This window comes from Bacillus sp. P14.5 (assembly GCF_003316765.1).
Taxonomy (GTDB): Bacteria; Bacillota; Bacilli; order Bacillales; family Bacillaceae_B; genus Rossellomorea.
This window is the reverse complement of sequence record NZ_NIJF01000089.1, coordinates 1-20491: the sequence shown is the minus strand read 5'-3', so window position 1 is coordinate 20491 and position 20491 is coordinate 1. Positions and strand designations below refer to the sequence as shown.

The 20491-nt window shown below is 44.9% G+C and carries 16 protein-coding genes and 1 pseudogene; all 17 read right to left on the bottom strand.

Going from position 1 to position 20491, the window contains the following annotated elements; genetic code table 11:
- Positions 1-44 precede the first annotated feature (44 nt).
- Positions 45-815 carry a DeoR/GlpR family DNA-binding transcription regulator gene (locus tag B9Z54_RS16920; protein ID WP_113929578.1) on the bottom strand — a complete coding sequence of 257 codons (771 nt, stop codon included), beginning with the start codon at positions 813-815 and terminating at the stop codon, positions 45-47.
- 197 nt (positions 816-1012) lie between these two features.
- On the bottom strand, positions 1013-2296 hold the full coding sequence (locus tag B9Z54_RS16915) for a homoserine dehydrogenase (RefSeq protein ID WP_113929576.1): 1284 nt from the start codon (positions 2294-2296) through the stop codon (positions 1013-1015).
- A gap of 108 nt (positions 2297-2404) precedes the next feature.
- A complete protein-coding gene (locus B9Z54_RS16910; protein ID WP_113929574.1) occupies positions 2405-3376 on the bottom strand; it encodes a DUF4097 family beta strand repeat-containing protein in 972 nt (323 codons plus the stop codon).
- A gap of 353 nt (positions 3377-3729) precedes the next feature.
- On the bottom strand, positions 3730-4884 hold the full coding sequence (locus B9Z54_RS16905; RefSeq protein ID WP_205207733.1) for a homogentisate 1,2-dioxygenase: 1155 nt from the start codon (positions 4882-4884) through the stop codon (positions 3730-3732).
- A complete protein-coding gene (locus tag B9Z54_RS16900; protein WP_113929570.1) occupies positions 4878-5798 on the bottom strand; it encodes a fumarylacetoacetate hydrolase family protein in 921 nt (306 codons plus the stop codon). Before B9Z54_RS16900 ends, B9Z54_RS16905 begins: the two co-directional genes overlap by 7 nt.
- Positions 5799-5802: 4 nt before the next feature.
- A complete protein-coding gene (locus B9Z54_RS16895; RefSeq protein WP_113929568.1) occupies positions 5803-6414 on the bottom strand; it encodes a flavin reductase family protein in 612 nt (203 codons plus the stop codon).
- Positions 6404-7519, bottom strand: a complete 1116-nt coding sequence (gene hisC, locus B9Z54_RS16890) for a histidinol-phosphate transaminase (protein WP_345840748.1) — start codon at positions 7517-7519, stop codon at positions 6404-6406. Before hisC ends, B9Z54_RS16895 begins: the two co-directional genes overlap by 11 nt.
- 240 nt (positions 7520-7759) lie before the next feature.
- Positions 7760-8875, bottom strand: a complete 1116-nt coding sequence (hppD, locus tag B9Z54_RS16885) for a 4-hydroxyphenylpyruvate dioxygenase (protein WP_113929564.1) — start codon at positions 8873-8875, stop codon at positions 7760-7762.
- Positions 8876-9289: 414 nt separating this feature from the next.
- Positions 9290-10717: a dihydrolipoyl dehydrogenase family protein gene (locus B9Z54_RS16880; protein ID WP_113929562.1), complete on the bottom strand. Its 1428-nt coding sequence runs from the start codon at positions 10715-10717 to the stop codon at positions 9290-9292.
- Positions 10718-11956, bottom strand: coding sequence for a dihydrolipoamide acetyltransferase family protein (locus B9Z54_RS16875; protein ID WP_113929560.1), 1239 nt, complete (start codon positions 11954-11956; stop codon positions 10718-10720).
- Positions 11957-11968: 12 nt separating this feature from the next.
- A complete protein-coding gene (locus B9Z54_RS16870) occupies positions 11969-12964 on the bottom strand; it encodes an alpha-ketoacid dehydrogenase subunit beta (RefSeq protein WP_113929558.1) in 996 nt (331 codons plus the stop codon).
- Positions 12964-14028 carry a pyruvate dehydrogenase (acetyl-transferring) E1 component subunit alpha gene (gene pdhA, locus B9Z54_RS16865; protein ID WP_113929697.1) on the bottom strand — a complete coding sequence of 355 codons (1065 nt, stop codon included), beginning with the start codon at positions 14026-14028 and terminating at the stop codon, positions 12964-12966. The genes B9Z54_RS16870 and pdhA overlap by 1 nt, the downstream gene beginning before the upstream one ends.
- A 32-nt stretch (positions 14029-14060) precedes the next feature.
- Complete coding sequence (locus tag B9Z54_RS16860; protein ID WP_113929556.1) at positions 14061-15167, bottom strand: Leu/Phe/Val dehydrogenase; 1107 nt, start codon at positions 15165-15167, stop codon at positions 14061-14063.
- A gap of 63 nt (positions 15168-15230) precedes the next feature.
- The gene (locus B9Z54_RS16855; protein WP_113929554.1) at positions 15231-15623 is read right to left on the bottom strand and encodes a thioesterase family protein; all 393 of its coding nucleotides are present in this window, start codon (positions 15621-15623) and stop codon (positions 15231-15233) included.
- A 1300-nt stretch (positions 15624-16923) separates the two neighbouring features.
- Positions 16924-17717, bottom strand: a pseudogene (locus B9Z54_RS16840) (ABC transporter ATP-binding protein).
- Positions 17701-18723, bottom strand: coding sequence for an ABC transporter permease (locus B9Z54_RS16835; protein WP_113929510.1), 1023 nt, complete (start codon positions 18721-18723; stop codon positions 17701-17703). The pseudogene B9Z54_RS16840 and the gene B9Z54_RS16835 overlap by 17 nt, the downstream one beginning before the upstream one ends.
- 16 nt (positions 18724-18739) lie before the next feature.
- Positions 18740-19729, bottom strand: a complete 990-nt coding sequence (locus B9Z54_RS16830) for an ABC transporter substrate-binding protein (protein ID WP_113929508.1) — start codon at positions 19727-19729, stop codon at positions 18740-18742.
- Positions 19730-20491 lie beyond the last annotated feature (762 nt).

Sequence of the window (20491 nt, the reverse complement as noted above, 5' to 3'; positions counted from 1 at the left end):
CGAAGCGGTTTTTTCCCACTTCACTATTTTAATTAGTACTGCATTTATTTATTTTTAGGCACCTTTATCACCTTGACCCCATGCGATTCGAGTTCGTCGACTTGAGCTGAAGTGGTAGCCTCATCAGTTAAAATGATATCCAGTTTTTTTAAAGGATACATACTGGTGAATAAGTCAGCCCCCACTTTTGTATGTTCAGCCAATGTGATGATCCGGCGGGAGTTTCCATATACTTTTTCATGAAACAGAGCCACTTCAGGAGTAGAAGTGCTCAAGCCCCTCGCTGTGAGCCCTCCTCCTGTAGCAAAACACAAATCATAATGGAACCGCTCCGCGAACTGCGAGGCAAGAGGATCGGTTATATTACCGGAAACCTTCATTTTCCCGCCGATCACATAGGTATGGATATTTTCAAATTTTCTCAGCTGATATGCAATTTCAATAGAATTCGTTACCACTGTAAAGGAAAAATCCTTCGGCAGATAAGGAATCATCGCATAATGGATGGAGGCTCCGCCAATAAAGACCGTTTGCTCCGGATTGATATAGGCAGCTGCCCTTTCAGCAATCTCTTTTTGGTAAGACGTACTTTCACCAAATCTTTCCTCATTGTTTCTTGGCATCGACCTTACTGCCGGAAGAGGGATAGCGCCGCCATGGGTCCTTTTCAATTGCTGCTCGTCTTCCATGATGGATAAGTCCCGGCGAATTGAATCAATCGAAACGTCAAATTGTTCCGCGAGCTCTTTTACAAGTACTCTTCCTTCTCTTTCAAGGGTTTCAAGGATTTTCTTTCTTCTTTCCTCAGAAAACATGTAGATTCCGCCTTCCCCTTCTAATATTAATCCTATTATTGCTGTTTTGTTCTTGTTTTGTCAATTGTTATTGCTGTTTTATGCTTCTTAATTTTCGGGATTAAATTTTTTCTGGAAAAGAATTTACATTCAAGCAGCAAACACTTTTGCGAAAAATACATAACAAAAAACCAGTAAAGTTACTGGTTTTAAAATGGTCATATCTCAATTCTATAAAAACTGCCAACATGTTTGACTACCCTTGAATCATTCAACTTCACAATGATATCTTGAAAGCTTTTTCTAGAGGCTTTATGAGTTACCAGGACTATTTCCGAAATGCTGCCCCTTTTTGGGTTTTGCCAAATCTTTTCCACGCTTATGCCTTCATTTGAAAATAGTGACGTAACTTCTGCAAGTGTGCCCACTTCGTCTTCAACAATCAGCCTGATAAAATACTTTTTGAACACCTCGTCCGCTTCCATCATCTTTTTTGGAAATTGTGGAAAAACTGCACTATGGCCGTTGACCCCGAGTCTCATATTCCGCATAACTCCCACAAGGTCGGAAACAACAGCAGTTGCTGTAGGAAGACTCCCTGCTCCCGGCCCGTAAAACATCGTTTCTCCAACCGCTTCACCATACACATACACGGCATTGTTTTCATTTTTCACAGCTGCAAGAGGATGCGAATCAGTGACCATGGCAGGCTGAACAGTAACGTCGATCTTCTCTCCATCTCTTTCAGCGACCCCAATCAACTTCATTGTATATCCAAGTCTTTTTCCATACTCGATATCCTGCTGTGAAACATTGGTAATCCCCTTGAACCGTACATCGTCAAGTCCAACATTCATCGAAAATCCAAGCGTCGATAGTATGGCCATTTTCCTTGCCGCGTCAGTCCCCTCGACATCAGCCTCAGGGTCTGATTCTGCAAATCCCAGGTCCTGCGCTCCTTTCAATGCTTCCTCATAAGTCTTTCCTTCATCGCTCATTTTGGTAAGGATATAATTCGTTGTCCCATTGACGATGCCGATGATTTTATGGATGCGGTCGGATGCAAATCCATCTGCGACACTGCGTAAAATTGGTATTCCTCCTGCCACACTAGCTTCATAGAACAAATCGCATCCGTTCTTAGATGCAGTTTCTAACAGTTCCGGTCCATGTAGTGCCATTAAATCCTTATTGGCAGTTACAACATGCTTCTTTTTTTCAAGGGCTTTCAGAAGAAGCTTTCGCGTGTCTTCTATCCCTCCCATCACTTCCACAATGATATCAATGTCCGGGTCCTCAACTATTTCATTGGCATCTAATGTCACCTGCTCCGGAACCACTTCTACTTCCCTGATTTTTTCAATATCCTGAACCAATATTTTTTTTATCTCCACTGAACATCCTACCCCATGTACCAGTTTATCCTGATGATTGCGTATTACCTTCACAACGCCAGAACCTACTGTGCCCAAACCCAACAGCCCTATCGAAATCTTTTCCAATCCTCCGCCTCCTGTCACTATCTCTTTTTAAATTGTTTCCTATAAATTGTCGCTTTTAGTAAAATTCACAGATCACGATTTTCACCAACGACACAAGGAATTTTCTTTTTAAACGCTCTTTTCGCAAAGGTTTTTTCTGTTTAAAAAAGTAATGGATTTCCACTCCATGCGCGTGACTCCTCGTGGGTCTTGAGCCTTCACTTTATGATCTGAAGTCAAAGTCACCTGAGGATGTATTGACTTTGATAGTATATCTGCCATCTCCCATAGTCCCTTTGATGCGGTGGTCCTTCTTTTTTCATAATGGATGCCATCCAATTCCAGATGTGCTTCTCCTGAGCTTCCTGAGAAATCCAGAGTAAAAGATTGGGGTTTGTTATCAAAGTAAAGCATCACATCTCCGCTCGAAGCTTCGGCGTCTATATTGCCTGTCAGTTCTGCTGAATGAAGATCAATTCCGCCTGAATTCGATTCCGCGGTGATATTCCCCGTCCATTTCTTCCCGATCACTTTTCCGGAAGAAGCTCTGGCCTGGATGTCATCAGCTGTCAAGTTTTGCAGTAAAATCGTTCCGCTGTTCGCCTTTGTATTTATTGAAGGCGCGTCAATCCCTTTCAATTGAATGCCGCCGCTGTTCGTTTTACATTTAAATTCGGTGTGTGCCTTTATGCGTGCAGCATCCACCTCTCCTGAACTTGCTTTGAACTTCACTTTCTTTCCTTCCAAGTCTGCTGCTTCAATGCCTCCTGAGGAAGTTTCAACAGTGATTTCCTCATACAGCCTTCCAGGAACTCCAACCCTCAGCGCCAGCTTGATGACTTCAATTCCAAAGCTAAAAGCGTTGTCCCGGTCGATCTTCACTTGTACATTCAGGGCATTTCCTTGCTGAGTCACATCCATCCTGAGATTATCTATTAATTTAGGGCTGATTTCACCTTTCAACTCGATTGTGATATCTTCCAATTCATGTGTGAACAAAATGACTTCAGCTGAAGTTGTTTCGATATTCAACACATTCAGTCCGCTGCCATTTATAGTTTTATCTCTATAGATTTCTTCTGTTTTTTTAAATCCTAACATTTTGTCACTCCTTTAAGTTTTGCTTTCTTTATGTACTTATCATACCCCTCTGAAAAAGCTCTCTAAAGTCTTCTTTAACTCTATTCAATGAATAGTTCAATATCCCTTTAAATTAGGCTCTTTTCGAAAACTTTTCTGCTATTTGGTATTCATTCCACAAGATAACCCTATAATTCACTTAAAATATCCTGTTAAGAAAGAAAAGAGCTGCTCACTCTGATTAGCGTTAAAAACCGTAGTATTCGGGGGGAAATCCGGTTCTTTGCATTTTTCCGAAATCAACAACATAAGCGAAAACAGTATTAAATTAACAGAAAAGGGGACACGATTTATTATCATGTCCCTTTCATTGATTATTCCATCCATGTATACATATAATTTTCGTCTTCGATATCGTGAGCTTTTTTGACGATTTTTAATGGTCTGAAGGTATCGATCATGACGGCGAGCTCCAGAGTTTCCTTCTTTCCGATACTCTTTTCGGTTGTGCCAGGATGTGGTCCATGAGGAATGCCGCTTGGGTGAAGGGTGATCGATCCTTCGCTGATTCCCTTTCGGCTCATGAAGTTTCCTTCTACATAGTAGAGGAGTTCATCGCTGTTCACATTACTGTGGTAGTATGGTGCCGGAATCGATTCAGGATGGTAATCATACAGGCGCGGCACAAAGGAACAAACGACAAAATTATGGCCTTCGAATGTCTGGTGTACCGGCGGCGGCTGGTGAACGCGCCCTGTGATAGGCTCGAAGTCTTCAATATTGAAGACCCATGGGTACAGGTAACCATCCCAGCCCACTACATCTAGCGGATGGTGATTCAGTACATGAGAATTCAACAAGCCCCGGGATTTGGTAATGACTTCGAACTTGCCCTTTTTACTAAAAGTTTCCAGCCTTTCAGGACCTCGGATATCCCGTTCACAAAATGGGCTGTGCTCAAGCAGCTGTCCATATTCGTTTCTGTATCTTCTTGGAGTTGTGATCTGGCTGAAGGATTCAATAAAGAGAATCTTCGTGTCTTCTTCAGGCAGGACTCTATATATGGTGCCAATCGGGATGATGACGTAATCTCCTGGACGGTAGGTCAATGTTCCGAACATCGTTTCCACAGTCCCTTTTCCACGATGGATATAAAGCATTTCATCTCCATCTCCATTGCGATAGTAGCTTTCCATATTTTCAGTCACCATGACCGTGCCAATGAGCAGGTCCTCATTGCCCAGCAGGTATTCTCTCCCTTTTAAAGCATCTCCAGCTTTTGCAACCTTATCAGTCAGCAAATGACGATGCTTTAATTCTTGATTTTCTTCATATTGGGGCAGATAAGAACCAAGCAGCCGGGCTTCAGCCACCTCCGTAGGCATATGGTGATGATACAGGATCGACTGAGTACCAGAAAATCCTTTCGTCCCCATCACTTGTTCCCTGAACAGCGTTCCATCCTCTTTTTTGAACATCGTATGACGCTTATGAGGAATTTTCCCCAATGTACGGTAATACATTATAATCCTCCTTCCTTAATCTCAGTTCTCAATTTCCCCAGACCAGTGATTTCAAGTTCCACAGCATCTCCAGGTTCAAGCCAGCGGTGGACCTCTGTGCCAAGTTCCAGAATGCATCCAGTACCGACTGTCCCAGAACCGATTATCTCTCCTGGAAATAGGGTCACATCCGCGGAAGCTCTCTCAATCATCTCAGCGAATGAATAGTAAATACTCTTGAAGTTCCCGGATGAAAGTTCACGCCCATTCACTTTGGCTGTCATCTTCAAATCGTAGCGGTCTCCATTGCGGTAAGGTTCCAGCTCATCCTTCGTCACGATATAGGGACCGATGGATGTGGCAAAATCCTTCCCTTTGGCCGGCCCCAATCCAACTTTCATTTCTTCCCTCTGAAGATCCCGGGCACTCCAGTCGTTCATGATACAGTAGCCGAATATGTATTCATCAGCGTTTTCTTTGCTGATATTCCGGCCTTCTTTGCCAATCACACAGGCGATCTCGAGCTCATAATCCAGCCAGCTGCAGGCTGCAGGACGTTGTATTGCTTCGCCGTCGCCTTTTACAGCGAGATGATTCGAAAAATAAAACACGGGCATTTCATACCACTCGGGAACTACATCCAGTCCACGGTTTTTCCTGGCGGTTCTCACATGTTCTTCAAAGGCATAGAAGTCCCGGATGCTGACCGGACGGGGAATCGGAGCTTTGACCATTACCTCTTCTATGGAGTATATGCCTTTATCAGCAGGGATAAATTCCTGCAACATCTTTAAGTTTTCACCGCTGTTCTCCAGGAAGGATAGGATATTGTCAGGCAGATTCCCTCCGCTTGCTTCATGGACATCCACCACAGTATGTTCATCCAGCAGGACGCCGAGTCTGGCGGCACCTTCCTGCTTCTGATAACTTAATAATTTCATAGCCTCACCTTTTCCTGACCATTTCAAATGTTTCTGCCATTGGCTTTGTATACATTTGCCCGGCCATCCTGCCGACAGGCTTCAATTGCTCAGTATCGATTTTGCCGTCATAATAAAGCTCATCGGCCACTCGGACATACTCCACCTTGCCGATGACCAGGCTTCCTGATCCTGCTCCCTCACCGAAATGCAGAACCTGATGAAGTGAACATTCAAGCTGGACTTTGCTTTCCTTGACACCAGGAGGACTCACCATAACGGACTCCAGCTTGGTCAAGCCGGTCTCCTCAAATTCATCGATACCTGCTTCAAACTCAATTGCGGTATTATTCATCTGCTCAGTAAACTCTTCGCTTACGATGTTGATGACGAACTCCTTAGTGCTTTCAATATTGTTAAGAGTATCTTTTTTGCCGCCATCCGTTCCCCTTCTCATAGGTGAAAAACAGACCAGCATCGGATCTGCACTGATAGCTGTAAAAAAGCTGAAAGGAGCAAGATTGGCTTTTCCATCTTCATCGAGAGTGGAAACAAAGGCGATCGGACGGGGAACAATCGATCCGACAAGCAGCTTATAAGCATCTTTCCACTCGAGCGTGTCCGGTTTAATTTCCATGATAGCCCTCCTTTTCTTCTTCCATGACTTGTTTCAGTCCTTGGATAAATGCTTGATTGTCTGTTTCAGTTCCAATAGTCACCCTGACTGTAGTCGGATATCCCAGCAATGTACCTGCCCGGACGATAATGCCGTGCTTCAACAGCCCTGCTGCCGCAATGTCTCCTCCCATGCCGCAGTCCACCATGATGAAATTTGATTGAGAAGGAAAGTAGGTTAACCCCATTTTCCTGAATTCAGCCTGCAGATAATTTCTTCCTTGTTCGTTCATCCGCGCACACTGTTCAATAAATTCCTGATCCTCGATCGCGGCTATGGCAGCTCCTTGGGCAAGTCGGCTGACATTAAAAACATCTTTGACTTTCCTTAATTGGGTGGCAATCTCTTCATTCATCACCCCAAAACCGACCCGCAGGCCAGCTAATCCATAGATTTTTGAGAAAGTCCTCAAAACAATCAAATTATCAAACTGCCGAAGAAGCGGAATGCAATGCAGATAGTCATCTGTCGACACATATTCCACATAGGCTTCATCCACAATGACAAGAACATCCTGCGGGACCTCTTCCAAGAATTTTAAAAGTTCCAGCTTTCCATTAATAGTTCCAGTAGGATTATTAGGATTGCAGACGAATACCATCCTGGTCCGGTCTGTAATCTTACCCAGCATCCCCTGCAAATCGTGGACACCCTCGATCAGAGGAACAATTACCGGGGTTCCTCCTTCTAAAAATACGTTGGTCTGATACCTGGGGAATGTGACATCCGCCATCACAGCTTCGTCACCTTCATTTATATACGCTCTCGTCAGCAGACGGATCACTTCATCCGAGCCGTTGCCGAATACCAGCTGTTCCCGTTCCACTTTCAGGAATTCACTTGTCTTTTCAGTCAGCTCCTGAGCCATTCCGTCCGGATAAAGATAGATATCCGAGCCTCCTGTACCCAGGTACGCCTTTACACTGGGTGAGCATCCATAGATATTTTCATTTTCCGAGAGCTTGCGAATTTCTGAGAGACCCAGCTCAAGCTTGATTTCAGCAATACTCTTTCCAAGGACATAAGGTGCAATCTCTTCGACTCTCTTTCTCGTTTTAAATTTCACGGCCACCTTCGACCCCCGCTTTCTAGAAAACTATTTTTGGATTGACATTAGATGCAGAAAGTCCAGCAATAAGAATCCCCTTGCTTAATTAATGCCTTCCATAATGAAAGGGAGCCCCTCCAAGGTTTCAAGTTTCAATCTCCGCCTGATGTAAAAGGCCGATTGATTTGATTTCCCGTTTCCTTGTAGGGGACATCCCTTTATGATGAGAGACCGTTTCCGGTCTTCTCAGCTGCTATTTTATAAGTTGCCCCGGCGTTCCTGTTCACGCTCGATGGATTCGAAAAGTGCTTTGAAGTTTCCTTCACCAAAGCCTCTTGCCCCTTTACGCTGGATCACTTCGATGAATAAAGTCGGTCTGTCTACAATCGGTTTTGTGAAAATTTGCAGCAGGTACCCTTCATCATCCCTGTCAACCAGGATCTTCAATTCTTTAATTTTGGAAATCTCTTCATCGATTTCTCCTACACGCTCAGACAGCATGTCATAGTATGTGTCAGGGGTATCAAGGAACTCAACACCGTTTTCCTTCAGGATGGAAATCGTCTCGACAATGTCTTCTGTCAAGATGGCGATATGCTGTACTCCTGGTCCGTTATAAAATTCAAGGTATTCTTGGATTTGGGATTTTCTTTTTCCATCAGCCGGTTCATTGATTGGGAATTTGATCCGGCCTCCATTATGCATAACCTTCGACATCAGAGCTGAATACTCAGTGTTAATGTCATCATTAGTGAAGTGCCTCATTTCTTTGAAGCCCATGACTTTTTCATAGTAGGAGACCCACTCTTCCATTCTTTCAACATTTCCAACTACATGATCGACAGCAATGATTCCTGCATCTTTAAATGGAAGGTTCATTTCCATCGCTTCGAAACCTGGCATGAACACGCCTTTATAGTCTTTGCGCTCTACAAGAGTATGGATGGTATCGCCATATGTACCGATAATGGCTTTTTTCACTGTTCCGTTATCATCGGATAGTGTCATCGGCGGTGTGATTTCGATTGCTCCCCGGGATACAGCTTCACTGTAAGCCTTTTCAACATCCTCCACAGCTAAAGCGATATCCTTGATTCCGTCTCCATGCTTTTTTACAAATGAAGCGACACGTGTGCTTTCAGTAAGTGAACCGGTAATCAGCAGCCGTACCTTGTTCTGCTGCAGGACATACGATACGGTTTCCCGGTTCCCTGTTTCAAGACCTGAATAGGCAACCATTTTGAATCCGAATGCTGTACAGAAGTAATGGGCAGCCTGTTTTGCGTTTCCTGTATAGTACTCAAGATAGTCTACATCTCTTACCGGAAAGAAGTCTTCTACCTTTTGATTTGTTTCAGCCATTTTACCTTGCATTATAACAACCTCCATTTTGTTTTGTATTATTCTAAATATTATGATAGTTTTTGTTTCATCTTTTCTCAAGAGCGGGGATTAAAGCAGAAACGCATCACCGTGGTAAAGCATTCAGCAAGAGGACTTGTCAGTTGGCTATTTTCGCAAAGATTGTGGCTGTTTTAAAAGTATGGGATTTCCACTCCAGGCGCGCGACTCCGCGGGGCGTGCGGTGAGCCTCCTCGGCTTTGCCTGCGGGGTCTCACCTGCCCGCTAATCCCGCAGGAGGTCGCACACCTTCCGTTCCAATCCTTCTACGAATAATAGGGAGGAGGGGTGAAATCGCATTCAAAAGCAACTATCTTTTAGAAAAGAGCCTATTAGATTAAAGAGTCTCTGGGCAGCTCAACTGGTATTTGTAAGATATAATTCCGCTTAAACTGAATATTCCTTTTGCTTCACTGGAGGAAGGTGTACCGCCTTGCCCTTCAATGCTTCCATAGCTTCCTGCAGGCTCTCGCTTGTGTTTGGATGCGGATAATAGGGATAAGAAAAATCTTCATCTCTACCGGCCATTTCCATCCCCACAGCTGACCCTGAAATCATTTCCACTGCTCCGCTGCCGATCATGTGAATTCCCAGAATCAAATCACTGGAAGAATCGGAGACAACCTTGATCAACCCTTCTTTTTCTCCAATAAGCTGGGCGAAACCGTTGCCTCCCATTGGATAGGTGCTCACAGAAATATCATGTTCCGCGGCCGCTTCCTTCTCAGTCATTCCGATTGAGGCGACAGGCGGAATCGTTTGGGCTACATCTGGCAGCAGCATCCCATCATACTCTGCTGCTAAGCCTGCAGCATTTTCCGCCGCCACTTTTCCCTGCCTGATCGCCTTGACAGCAAGCGGGGAGCCGTTCACAGCATCACCCACAGCATAAATGCCTGGTATTGAAGTTCTGCACGTTTCATCGATTTCTATGAAATGATCTTCAGTGAGGTCCATCTTCAATCGATCAACTCCTAAGCCTTCCACATTGCCCGTGATCTTCCTTGCTGTAAAGAAGTATGGGGTTTCCAATGTCACGGAGTCACTGCCTTCTTTTTCAAGTGTAATCGAAACTCCTCCTTGGAATTCTGTAACTTCTCCAGGAGTAAAGCCTGACAACATCTTCACCTTCATTTTCTTTAAAACCCTCGTCAGTTCTTTGTTAATCGAATCATCAAATGGAAGTTCCCCATCCATAACAAGAGTCACCTTGGTTCCTAACGCAGCAAAACTGGATGCCGCCTCGAGTTCAATATAACTGCTCCCATAAATAGCCAGTTCTTCAGGAAGGCTGCTTAATTCATATATAGAAAACTCGTCTACTATTCTTTCGCTGTACCCTGGGATAAAAGAAGGCTTTTCTCTTTTACCACCAGTGGCGATGATCGCGGACTGAAAAGAATAGACCGTGAAGCTGTGCCCGTTTTCAACACCTATTTTATTGGCGGAAAGAAATGACGCCGTTCCTTTTGCGATTTCCACTTTGTTTGCTCCGCAAAGCGAATTGACGCCTTTTTTCAGTTGATCTATTAAACTGTTTTTATAATCTTGAAGTTTGGAAAGGTTAACAGAAACATCGCCTGAGTCCAGCCCCATCTTTTGATAGTGACCCATCTCTTTATGCTTCCTGGCTAACTGTGTAAAGACCTTGGATGGTATACAGCCCTTATTCAGGCAAACGCCGCCCAAGTTTTCTTTTTCAATGAGCAGAACGGACAACCCCAGCTGCGCTGCTCTTATGGCAGCGTGATACCCGCCTGGACCTCCGCCTATAATGACCAGCTCACGTTCTTCCGCCAATTCACCAACTACCATTTACATCAACTCCACAATCATGAGATTAGGATTTTCGATCAGTTGTGCAAACCGGTTTGTGAATGCTACCGCTGTCGCTCCATCCGCTGCCCGATGATCGAATGACATGGAAATATTCATCATGGAACGGATTACGATTTCATCATTTTCATTGACCATCGGCCTTTTCTTTGTTTTATGAAAAGAGACCAAAGCCACTTCCGGATGATTGATAATCGGAGTTGCACCGATAGATCCTCCCATCGGCCCTACATTGGAAATCGTGAAGGTTCCTCCTGTTACATCCTTTGCGACAAGTTTATTTTCCCTGGCCTTCAGGGTGTATTCCTTCATTTCAGTATGGATGGTCTTTAACGACTTGCTTTCCACGTTCTTGACAACCGGTACAATTAGGCCTTCTTCTGTATCTGTCGCTGCCCCGATATTATGCTCTTTGATGAAGGTGATCTGCTCTCTTTCTTCATCTACTCGAGCATTGAAGATCGGAAACTCCTTCAACGCAATCGAAAGGGCTTTTACAAAAAAGGCAGAGGCAGAAATATTAGTATCTGACTGCTTCAATTGATTTCTTAGTTGCATCAGGTTCGTCACATCTATTTCCTCGAAATGTGTACAGTGAGGAATCGTCATCAGGGAAGACTTCATTTTCATGCCAATCTGCTTACGTCTGCCCCTGAATGGAATACTTTCACTATTAGCAGGGACTGCCGGCTTGCTTTCCGGCTGGATAACTTCTGCTGCTGGTTGGGCCGTGTCCATTTCAGGCTGGGATATTTCCCCTCCTTCTATGAATCTCAAAACATCTTCATCCGTTATCCTGCCGGCAGCACCTGTCCCTTCTACTTCGGTTATATCAATCCCTTTTTCTCTTGCAATCTTTCGGGTATAGGGAGCTGCCAAGATACGTTTTCTGCTCCTTGGATGTGCGGAAGTGTCCGCACCAGATTCCTCGGTAACAATTACTTCTTTATTCTCTCGTATTTCCTCCGGCTTCTTCCTTTGGCTTCCGGCAGCTTCCAGCACTAAGACGACCGTCCCCACTTCTATTGTGGTTCCTTCCGAGACGAGTATCTCTTTGATTGTACCGGCAGAAGGAGAAGGGATTTCCGCGGTCATTTTATCTGTCTGCACCTCTACCAATGGCTGATCCGCCTTTACTGAATCACCGGCTTTTACAAAGAAATGACTGACATGCGCCTCCGTCATTCCCTCGCCGATATCATGCAGTTTAACTTCCATCCTCTCCACCCCCTAGAATTTAGCTGCTTTCTCAACTGCCTTCAGGACTCTTTCTGCAGTCGGCAGATAATAATCTTCAAAACCGAAGTACGGCACCGGTGTATCAAAGCCGGTCACTCTCTCAACAGGTGCTTTCTGATAGAGAAATGAAGTGTCATTGATAATGGCGAGTACATCATTACCCACCCCGCCTGTAGCATGCGCTTCGTGGACAACAACCGTTCTGCCTGTCTTTTGCACGGACTCTGCAATGATGTCTTTGTCGATGGGATAAAGTGTTCGAAGGTCGATTACCTCACAGCTGATTCCTTTGCTCTCAGCTTCCTTAGCGGCTTGTGAAGCGACCGGAACCATGGCTCCCCAGGCGATGATTGTCACATCCTCCCCTTCCTTGACCAGATTTCCTTTCCCAAGCTCGATTGAATATTTCTCTTCCGGCACTTCCTGTTTGGCTGCCCGGTAAATCCGCATCGGCTCGAGGAAAAGGACAGGATCCGGATCCTCGATGGCTGCAATCAGCAGACCTTTTGCATCGTGGGGATTCGACGGGCAGACGACCTTCAGTCCAGGCATATGTGTAAAAATAGCTTCCGTGCTGTCTGAGTGAATTTCTGGTGCGCGGACACCCGCTCCATAAGGCGCACGGACCACAAGCGGGCAGGTGAAATGCCCTAGTGTTCTCGCCCGCAGCCTCGAAGCATGCGTCATCAGCTGTTCATACGCAGGGTAAATGAAACCCAGGAATTGAATTTCCGCTACCGGGATGAAACCATTCGCCGCCATGCCGATGGCTGCCCCGATAAACCCAGCTTCACTTAATGGCGTATCCATGACCCTGTCTTCACCGAATTCTTCCTGCAGTCCATCCGTTGCCCGGAAGACCCCGCCATTTTTTCCGATATCTTCTCCAAGAAGCAGGACGTTCTCTTTCTCCTTAAGCATGATCCGCATTGCATCCGTGATCGCACCGACCATTGTCAATTGATTCGTTTTCACCGCAGTCTTCATCATCCTTCACCTCTCAGCTGTCCAAGCAGCAGATCTTTCTGCTCTGAAATAGTCCATGTCGGCTTTTCAAACACATAATCAAAGATAACAGCGGGATCTGCTTCCGGATAACTCTCTAACTCTTCGACTGCTTGATCAACTTCCGCCGCACTTTCCTTTTGTACAGACTCAGCCCACTCCTGGTCCCACCAGCCCTGTTTATCCATGAATCTCTGAAGCCTGTCAAGCGGATCGCCAAGCTTTCTGCGTTCATCGCTTTCCTCTTGGTTTCTGTACTTTGTGGGATCATCTGCCGTGGTATGCGCTCCGTACCTCCAAGTCACCGCCTCAATCAGTGTCGGACCTTCTCCGTTCCTTGCCCGCTCCAACGCTTTTAAGGTTTGGAAGTAAACCGCAAAGATATCATTTCCATCAATACGGACGCCAGGGATGTCATAGGCAAGAGCTTTTTGAGCGATTGTTTTGGTTTTCATCTGCTTTGTCACGGGTACAGAAATAGCATAACCGTTATTTTGATTAAAAAAGACAACTGGTGCATTTAAGACGCTGGCGACATTAAGGCCTTCATGAAAATCACCTTCGGATGTGGCACCGTCTCCAAAGTAAACAATCGCAGCATTTTTAGTACCTTTCCGCATTTCAGCGTAAGCTGCTCCTGCAGCATGAGGAAGCTGGGTGGCAATCGGGATACCCGGCGGAAATATCTTCTTTCCTTCCGGAGGGACGCACCCTTCATTCCTTCCTTTCCAGAATAAAAGGATATTTCTCAAGGAATGGCCAAAAGTCATGGCTGCCCCGTGATCACGGTATGAAGGAAACATCCAATCATCATTCCCAAGGGCCACAGAACTTCCAACCTGAGAAGCTTCCTGTCCCTCAAAAGGAGCATATGTGCCAATACGACCCTGCCTCTGCAAGCTGATGGATTTCTTGTCGAATGTTCTGATTCTCAGCATTTGCCTGTAAAAATTCCTGGCTAGCTCTTCTGTAATTCGCTCGTCTCTTTCTCCCACAAACTTACCGTCGTTATCTATCAATCTATATATCGGGAACTGTTCCTCCATCTCTTCACCTCTAATCATGTAATGGAATTCCTTTACGTACGCACCGACCACTTCGGTCTCTTCATATGAGAGAAAAAGCTGTTTCGGCGTGAGCGGGTATGGATGAGATTTTCACAATATCGGTCAGCGGCCTCAACAGATGTAATGCCTTCTCTTTCTGCCTGTGCATAGATTCTCTGCAGGGAGTTGTAAATGGTTCTCGTCTTTTGCAGTACCCGTTCTTTATTTGGCTCATATAATTCATCTGCTACCTGAATCAGCCCTCCTGCGTTTACGATATAGTCAGGAGCGTAAAGGATGCCTCTTTCATGCAGCCTCTTTCCGTGTTTCATATGGAGCAGCTGGTTGTTCGCCGAGCCCACGACTGCTTTCCCTTTTAGCATTTCTACGGTCTCGTCATTGATGATGCCGCCGATGGCGCAAGGCACGAAAACGTCAGCATCAACCGAATAAATCTCATCACCCGAAACAACTTTGATACCCACACCTTTTTCTTTTGCACGTGAAACCAGGTCATCGATCGCATGCTGATTGATGTCGGCAATGAATAGTTCTGCACCTTCATCCATAAGGCGTTCAGCTACCTTAATGCCGACCTTCCCAAGCCCTTGGATGGCGTAGCTCCTTGCTCCCAGGTCCTCTTCTCCCCAAATGGTTTTGTTCGTAATTTGCAGGCCATAGATGACCCCCATAGCGGTCGGGATTGAAGAATCACCGCTTCCGCCATATTCCTCATTGACTCCGACAATACAGTTCGTCTCTTTCAACGCATAGATAAAATCTTCAGGTGTGGTTCCCATATCGGTACCTGTATAGAATCTGCCATTCAATGATTCTACGAATTGGCCGAATGCACGGAACAATTCCGGATTCTTGTCTTTTTGCGGATCTCCGATTATAACTGCTTTCCCTCCGCCGAAATCGACATCGGCTGCAGCACATTTATAGGTCATGCCCCTTGATAATCTCAAAACATCTTCCAATGCTTCTTCCACTGATTTATATGGTCTCATCCGGCAGCCGCCTAATGCGGGCCCGAGTGTCGTATTATGTATGGCAATGATCGCCTTCAAACCGGTCTCTTCATCATTGCAGAAAACCACTTGTTCATGCTCACGAATCTTTTCAAACATATCCATGAAATCATCTCCTATACCCTTTTGTTTGAAACCGCTTTCAAATTCCGACAAAATGTATCGGAATCATTCTCCCTTGTTCCCCATCATCTCTATCTTTTGTTTTGGAAGTATAACCTGCTTCACTTCACCAATTCCAATCAAACCATTCTCATTCCTTGCCTCTACTTTGGTCATTACAACATTTGATCGAAGCTCGGTCAAAGTTGCCGTTACGGTCACTGTTGTTCCTTCTTTACTGGGAGCAACATGCTTCATGGACACTGCTCCTCCCATTCCCTCTTCATCGTTTTCAAGAAAAGGCAGAATGATCTTCCTTGAAGCCCACTCCATGTGATAGACCATTGATACAGTCGAGTACACCGGATGAACAACTTCCCCTTCGAATTGGGCAAACATATCAGGAGTCACTACAGCGGTAACGGAAGCCGTCTGTCCCACCATCAAGCCGTTCTTCATATTGTCCCTCCTATAACCCCTTGTCTCAACACAAAACATATAACGTTTATTCAACGATATAATAACATTTTGTATAATAAATAGTCAATAAATTGTAAAGATTTAAATTAGTTTGATAAAAGGAGACCATAGATAGTTACATGAAAGGTCATGGCATATTGCTTAGGAGAGCGGGCCGGGGGCAGAAACTTATACTTCCGGAAGATTCATAATGTTATTCAAATACCTTTCAGGGTTCTTGAGGAATTTTTAAAATACATTTCGTCTTTTTTCAAAGGCTGTTTTCGCAAAGATTGTGGCTGTTTTAACAGTATGGATTTCCGCTCCAGGCGCGCGACTCCGCGGGGCGGGCGTTGAGCCTCCTCGGCTTCGCCTGTATAAAAAGTGGAAGCGCCCTGATCAGCCCGACAGGCAAATGTTCCGCATCGAAAAAAAGGCGGTCTTTCCTTTTATTCGATGCGGGTTATTTGACCCCGAGGGGCTGGGCGCTGCAACTGGATTGGGGGTTACGTTCCAGTGGGTACGTAACCTTGGTCTCACCTGTCCCGCTAGTCCCGCAGGAGGTCGCACGCCTTCCGCTCCAATCCTTCTAAGTAAGAGAGGAGAAGGATAAATTAGCATATAAAAGCAACAATTATTTATAATGGCTGTTTTGACATGTAATGTCGCGTTTAGAAAAATCCCCTAGAGCTGAAACTCCCCGAATATTAGTTTTCTCTATTTAACATGCAGGGAACAGCTCTTTTATTTCTTGCTTCCAGGGATATTTCCAAAGAATAATGACATCCTCTTAACAAATTAATATCAAATAGCAACAAAGTTTACGAAAAGAGCCTTATCAAAAGTGGAAGCCCCCTTGGGAGCCGCGACAGGCAAATGTAAAGAGAAAAAAGGGTCTCCCCTTTATTCTTTATTTGCCCCAAGAGGGCTAGCGGAAAAAATAAGGGGAATCTTTCCCGTTATTTGCAGATTGGAACTCATTTTGCTGGTGAATAGAGGGAATTTTTCCCCTTATATAAAGAAAAAGCTCTATATTCTATTGGTTTGAGTCAAATAAGGGGAATTTCTCCCTCTATTTAAGCGATTTTTATTGGTAATTATTAAATAAAGGGAATTTTTCCTTCTATTTGTTCCCTCTTAGGACCCGCAGGCAAATAACCTTAAGAGAAAGAATCTTTTGTCCTTGAGGTTATTTGCCCCCGGGATGCATAGCGCTGGAACTATACATCACCAAGTCCCTCAGTAGCTCGTCCGTCTTCCGCTCAAAACAAAAAGGATGGGGCCTCCATCCTTTTTTCTGTCAGGCAAGTATCGCTTTGTCGCTCGCCATTTGTGTTCCTCTGATTCTTTGAAACTCTTGTAACAATCCTTGTACAGTCAATTCCTTCTTCTGCTCTTCACTGACTTCAAGGATGATTTCCCCTTTATCCATCATGATCAGCCTGTTTCCAAGGTCAATCGCCTGCTGCATATTATGTGTCACCATCAAGGTCGTCAATTGATATTTATCAACGATTTCCTTAGTTAAGTTGGTGATCAGCTCAGCCCTGGATGGATCCAATGCGGCTGTATGCTCGTCAAGTAGAAGAATCGACGGCTCGGTGAATGTTGCCATCAACAGGGACAGCGCCTGACGCTCACCGCCTGAAAGCAGGCCGACTTTCGCGTTCAAGCGGTTTTCCAAATTAAGGTGAAGAGATTCCAGTACCTCCTTGAAGTACTCTCTTCTTTTTTGGTGACTCCACTTCTAAGTGTCCTGCGTTTGTTCCTGGCATAGGCCATGGCGAGATTTTCTTCAATCGTCATGGTTGGTGCAGTGCCAGCCATAGGATCCTGGAACACCCGTCCAATCAGTTTGGAACGTTTGTATTCCGATACTTTCGTTACATCATTGTCATCAATGATGACTTCTCCTGTATCCGGTGTCAGCACTCCTGAGATCATGTTCATCAAGGTCGATTTTCCCGCCCCATTGCTTCCGATGACCGTTACGAAATCACCGGGATTCATTGTCAGGCTGACATCTCCCAGTGCCACTTTTTCATCAGGTGTACCTTCGTTGAATATTTTATGGATTCTATTTAATTGTAACACTGCTCTCATCCTTCCCCTCTGGAGTTAAAGCGAGCTCCTGAAGCCGCTGGGCATGTTTCGCAGCCTTACGTTTTCTTTCCTTGTAGCGGTCCATGAACCTTGGCATCACCAGGGCCAGAATGACAATGGTCGCAGTAATCAGTTTCATATCACTTGTTTCAAGGAATTCAACCCGCAGTGCCATACTGACAACAATACGATAAATGATCGCCCCGCCGATAACTGCAAGTGTCGTTCTGACAATCGTCTTCGTACCGAAAAGAGCTTCACCAATGATTACGGATGCCAAACCGATAATAATCATCCCGATTCCCATACCTGCATCGGCAAAACCGCTGTACTGAGCGATCAAAGCTCCTGAAAGCGCTACCATAGAATTGGATAATCCAAGCCCTAAAATGATAAGTATATTGGTATTCGCTGAAAGGCTCCTGATCATTCTCTGATTATCTCCGGTCGCCCGGAGTGCAAGTCCGATCTCGGTTCTCAAGAATCTATCAGCCAGGAACTTTATCAGGAAAGTGACCAGGATCATGAAGAATAAAATACCCCAGGTTCTTGGAGAGTATCCTCCAAGGCCAATGGCGGACATCATGTTTTCCATAGCTGCATCAATTCCCAGCTTGGACCAGAAACTTTCTACATGTGTAAAAGATGTTTCCTCACTCAGAAGCGGCACATTTGATTTGCCCATGATCCTCAAATTTATTGAGTATAAGGCAATCATCATCAATATACCGGATAACAGTGCATTGATTTTTCCAAAAGTATGAAGTATTCCAGTTATACAGCCGGCAATGAACCCTGCCGCCACAGATACAAGTGTAGCCACAAATGGGTTTACCCCGCTTACAACAAGGGTGGCAGCAACTGCCGCCCCTGTCACAAAACTTCCATCAACAGTCAGGTCTGGAAAGTCCAGTATCCGGAAAGATAGGTATACTCCAAGTGCCATTATGGCGTATATGATTCCTGATTCCACGGAACCAAAAATTGCGGTAAACATGATGTATCACCCTTCCTTATTCTAAAAACTCTACCAGGTCTGCCCACTCATCCTTCACTTCTACCCCTTGTTCCTCTGCAGCTTTTTTGTTAAGTGTAAGGACTGCATCTTCAGGATATTCCACATCGATTTCGGATGGCTCGCTGTCGCCGTTCAAGATTTTAACCGCCATCAGTCCTGTTTGATAGCCAAGGTCTTTATAGTCAAAACCGCTTGCTACAATCCCCCCGCGCTTCAGAGAATCCAATTCGCCTACGAACAATGGGATGTCCTTATCATTGGCAACTGAAATGACTGATTCAAGCGCTGAAACAACCGTGTTGTCCTTAGGAATATAAATGGCATCGACGCGCCCGACAAGCGACTCGGCGGCCTGTTTCACTTCCGCGGAAGTGGAAATGGATGCTTCCACAACTTCCACACCTTTTTCTTTGGCAATTTCATTGACTTGTTCTACCTGAACCTCTGAATTCTGCTCACCAGAGTTATAAATGACCCCGATTGTTTTAGCTCCAACTTCATCAGTCATGAAACTGACAGTTTGCGGGATGGCATCAGGATTAGTGTCCGTCGTACCTGTGATGTTATCGCCAGGCTTATCAAAAGCTTCTACCAGCCCCGCTCCCACAGGATCCGTTACAGACGTAAAGACAATAGGTATTTCTTTTGTTTCATTCAGGACATGCAGCGCACTCGGTGTCGAGTTAGCAAAAATCAAGTCCACTTTATCACCAACCAATTTTTTTGCAATACTTTGCGAGTTGCTTTGATCATTCTGTGCGTTCTGAACGTCAAATTCTACATTTTCCCCTTCTTTGTATCCGTTCTCTTCAAGAGCTTTCTTGAATCCTTCATAAGCTGCATCCAATGATGGATGTTCTACAATCTGAGTAACACCGATTGTAAATTTTTTGTCACCTGATGCAGCATCCTTATCATTGCCGCATCCAGCGAGCATCAATGACCCTGCCAAAACAGAACTCAATAACAGCAAACTCTTTCTCAACTGAAATCCCCCTTTGTTCTATCAAGAATATTTATATACAGGGGCATGTACCCCTCCATACCAAAAAAAGTTGTTAAAGACGATTAGTTGATAGTCGTTTCTGCTTTCTTCTATCGCCGGGATCCTTCACTTCAACGCTTTAGTGTGATGAAAGTTACCATCTTCGTAATTACAACGTTATAGTATCACCGAAGTCACGAGAAAGTCAACAATATTCCGAAAATTAAAAAATTAGTATTATTATATAATGATTCGTTCTTGAAAGCCATGTCTTTTATTAATTTAATGCTTTCCCATCAAAAATAATTACGGTCAGAGAAGGTTTATAGACTCATGAAAATATACTGATTCAGTTTTTAGTGAACATCACCTCCTAATTTTAGGTGCGTTCACCTACTGGACTCGCGTCTTGGGGACATCATCTCCTGTTGGCCGACACTTTCATGTACCCAAGTTAGCCTCTTGGGAACATCATCTCCTGTTGGCAGACATAATCATGTACCCAAGTTAGCCTCTTGGGGACATCATCTCTTAGTGGCCGACGCTTTCATGTACCCAAACCAGCCTCTTGGAGACATCATCTCTTAGTGGTCGACGCTTTCATGTACCCGAGCTAGCTTCTTGGGGACATCATCTTCTGTTGGCCGACGCTTTCATGTACCCGAGCTAGCTTCTTGGGGACATCATCTCCTGTTGGCAGGCATTAATCACTGTACCCAAACCAGTCTCTTGGGGACATCATCTCCTGATGGCCAACGTCTT

Coding starts and splice junctions, on each gene's coding strand:
- B9Z54_RS16920 (WP_113929578.1), bottom strand. CDS start 815: ATGTTTTCTGAGGAAAGAAGAAAGAAAATCCTTGAAACCCTTGAAAGA.
- B9Z54_RS16910 (WP_113929574.1), bottom strand. CDS start 3,376: ATGTTAGGATTTAAAAAAACAGAAGAAATCTATAGAGATAAAACTATA.
- B9Z54_RS16900 (WP_113929570.1), bottom strand. CDS start 5,798: ATGAAATTATTAAGTTATCAGAAGCAGGAAGGTGCCGCCAGACTCGGC.
- B9Z54_RS16895 (WP_113929568.1), bottom strand. CDS start 6,414: ATGGAAATTAAACCGGACACGCTCGAGTGGAAAGATGCTTATAAGCTG.
- hppD (WP_113929564.1), bottom strand. CDS start 8,875: ATGCAAGGTAAAATGGCTGAAACAAATCAAAAGGTAGAAGACTTCTTT.
- B9Z54_RS16880 (WP_113929562.1), bottom strand. CDS start 10,717: ATGGTAGTTGGTGAATTGGCGGAAGAACGTGAGCTGGTCATTATAGGC.
- B9Z54_RS16875 (WP_113929560.1), bottom strand. CDS start 11,956: ATGGAAGTTAAACTGCATGATATCGGCGAGGGAATGACGGAGGCGCAT.
- B9Z54_RS16870 (WP_113929558.1), bottom strand. CDS start 12,964: ATGAAGACTGCGGTGAAAACGAATCAATTGACAATGGTCGGTGCGATC.
- pdhA (WP_113929697.1), bottom strand. CDS start 14,028: ATGGAGGAACAGTTCCCGATATATAGATTGATAGATAACGACGGTAAG.
- B9Z54_RS16860 (WP_113929556.1), bottom strand. CDS start 15,167: ATGGATATGTTTGAAAAGATTCGTGAGCATGAACAAGTGGTTTTCTGC.
- B9Z54_RS16855 (WP_113929554.1), bottom strand. CDS start 15,623: ATGAAGAACGGCTTGATGGTGGGACAGACGGCTTCCGTTACCGCTGTA.
- B9Z54_RS16835 (WP_113929510.1), bottom strand. CDS start 18,723: ATGTTTACCGCAATTTTTGGTTCCGTGGAATCAGGAATCATATACGCC.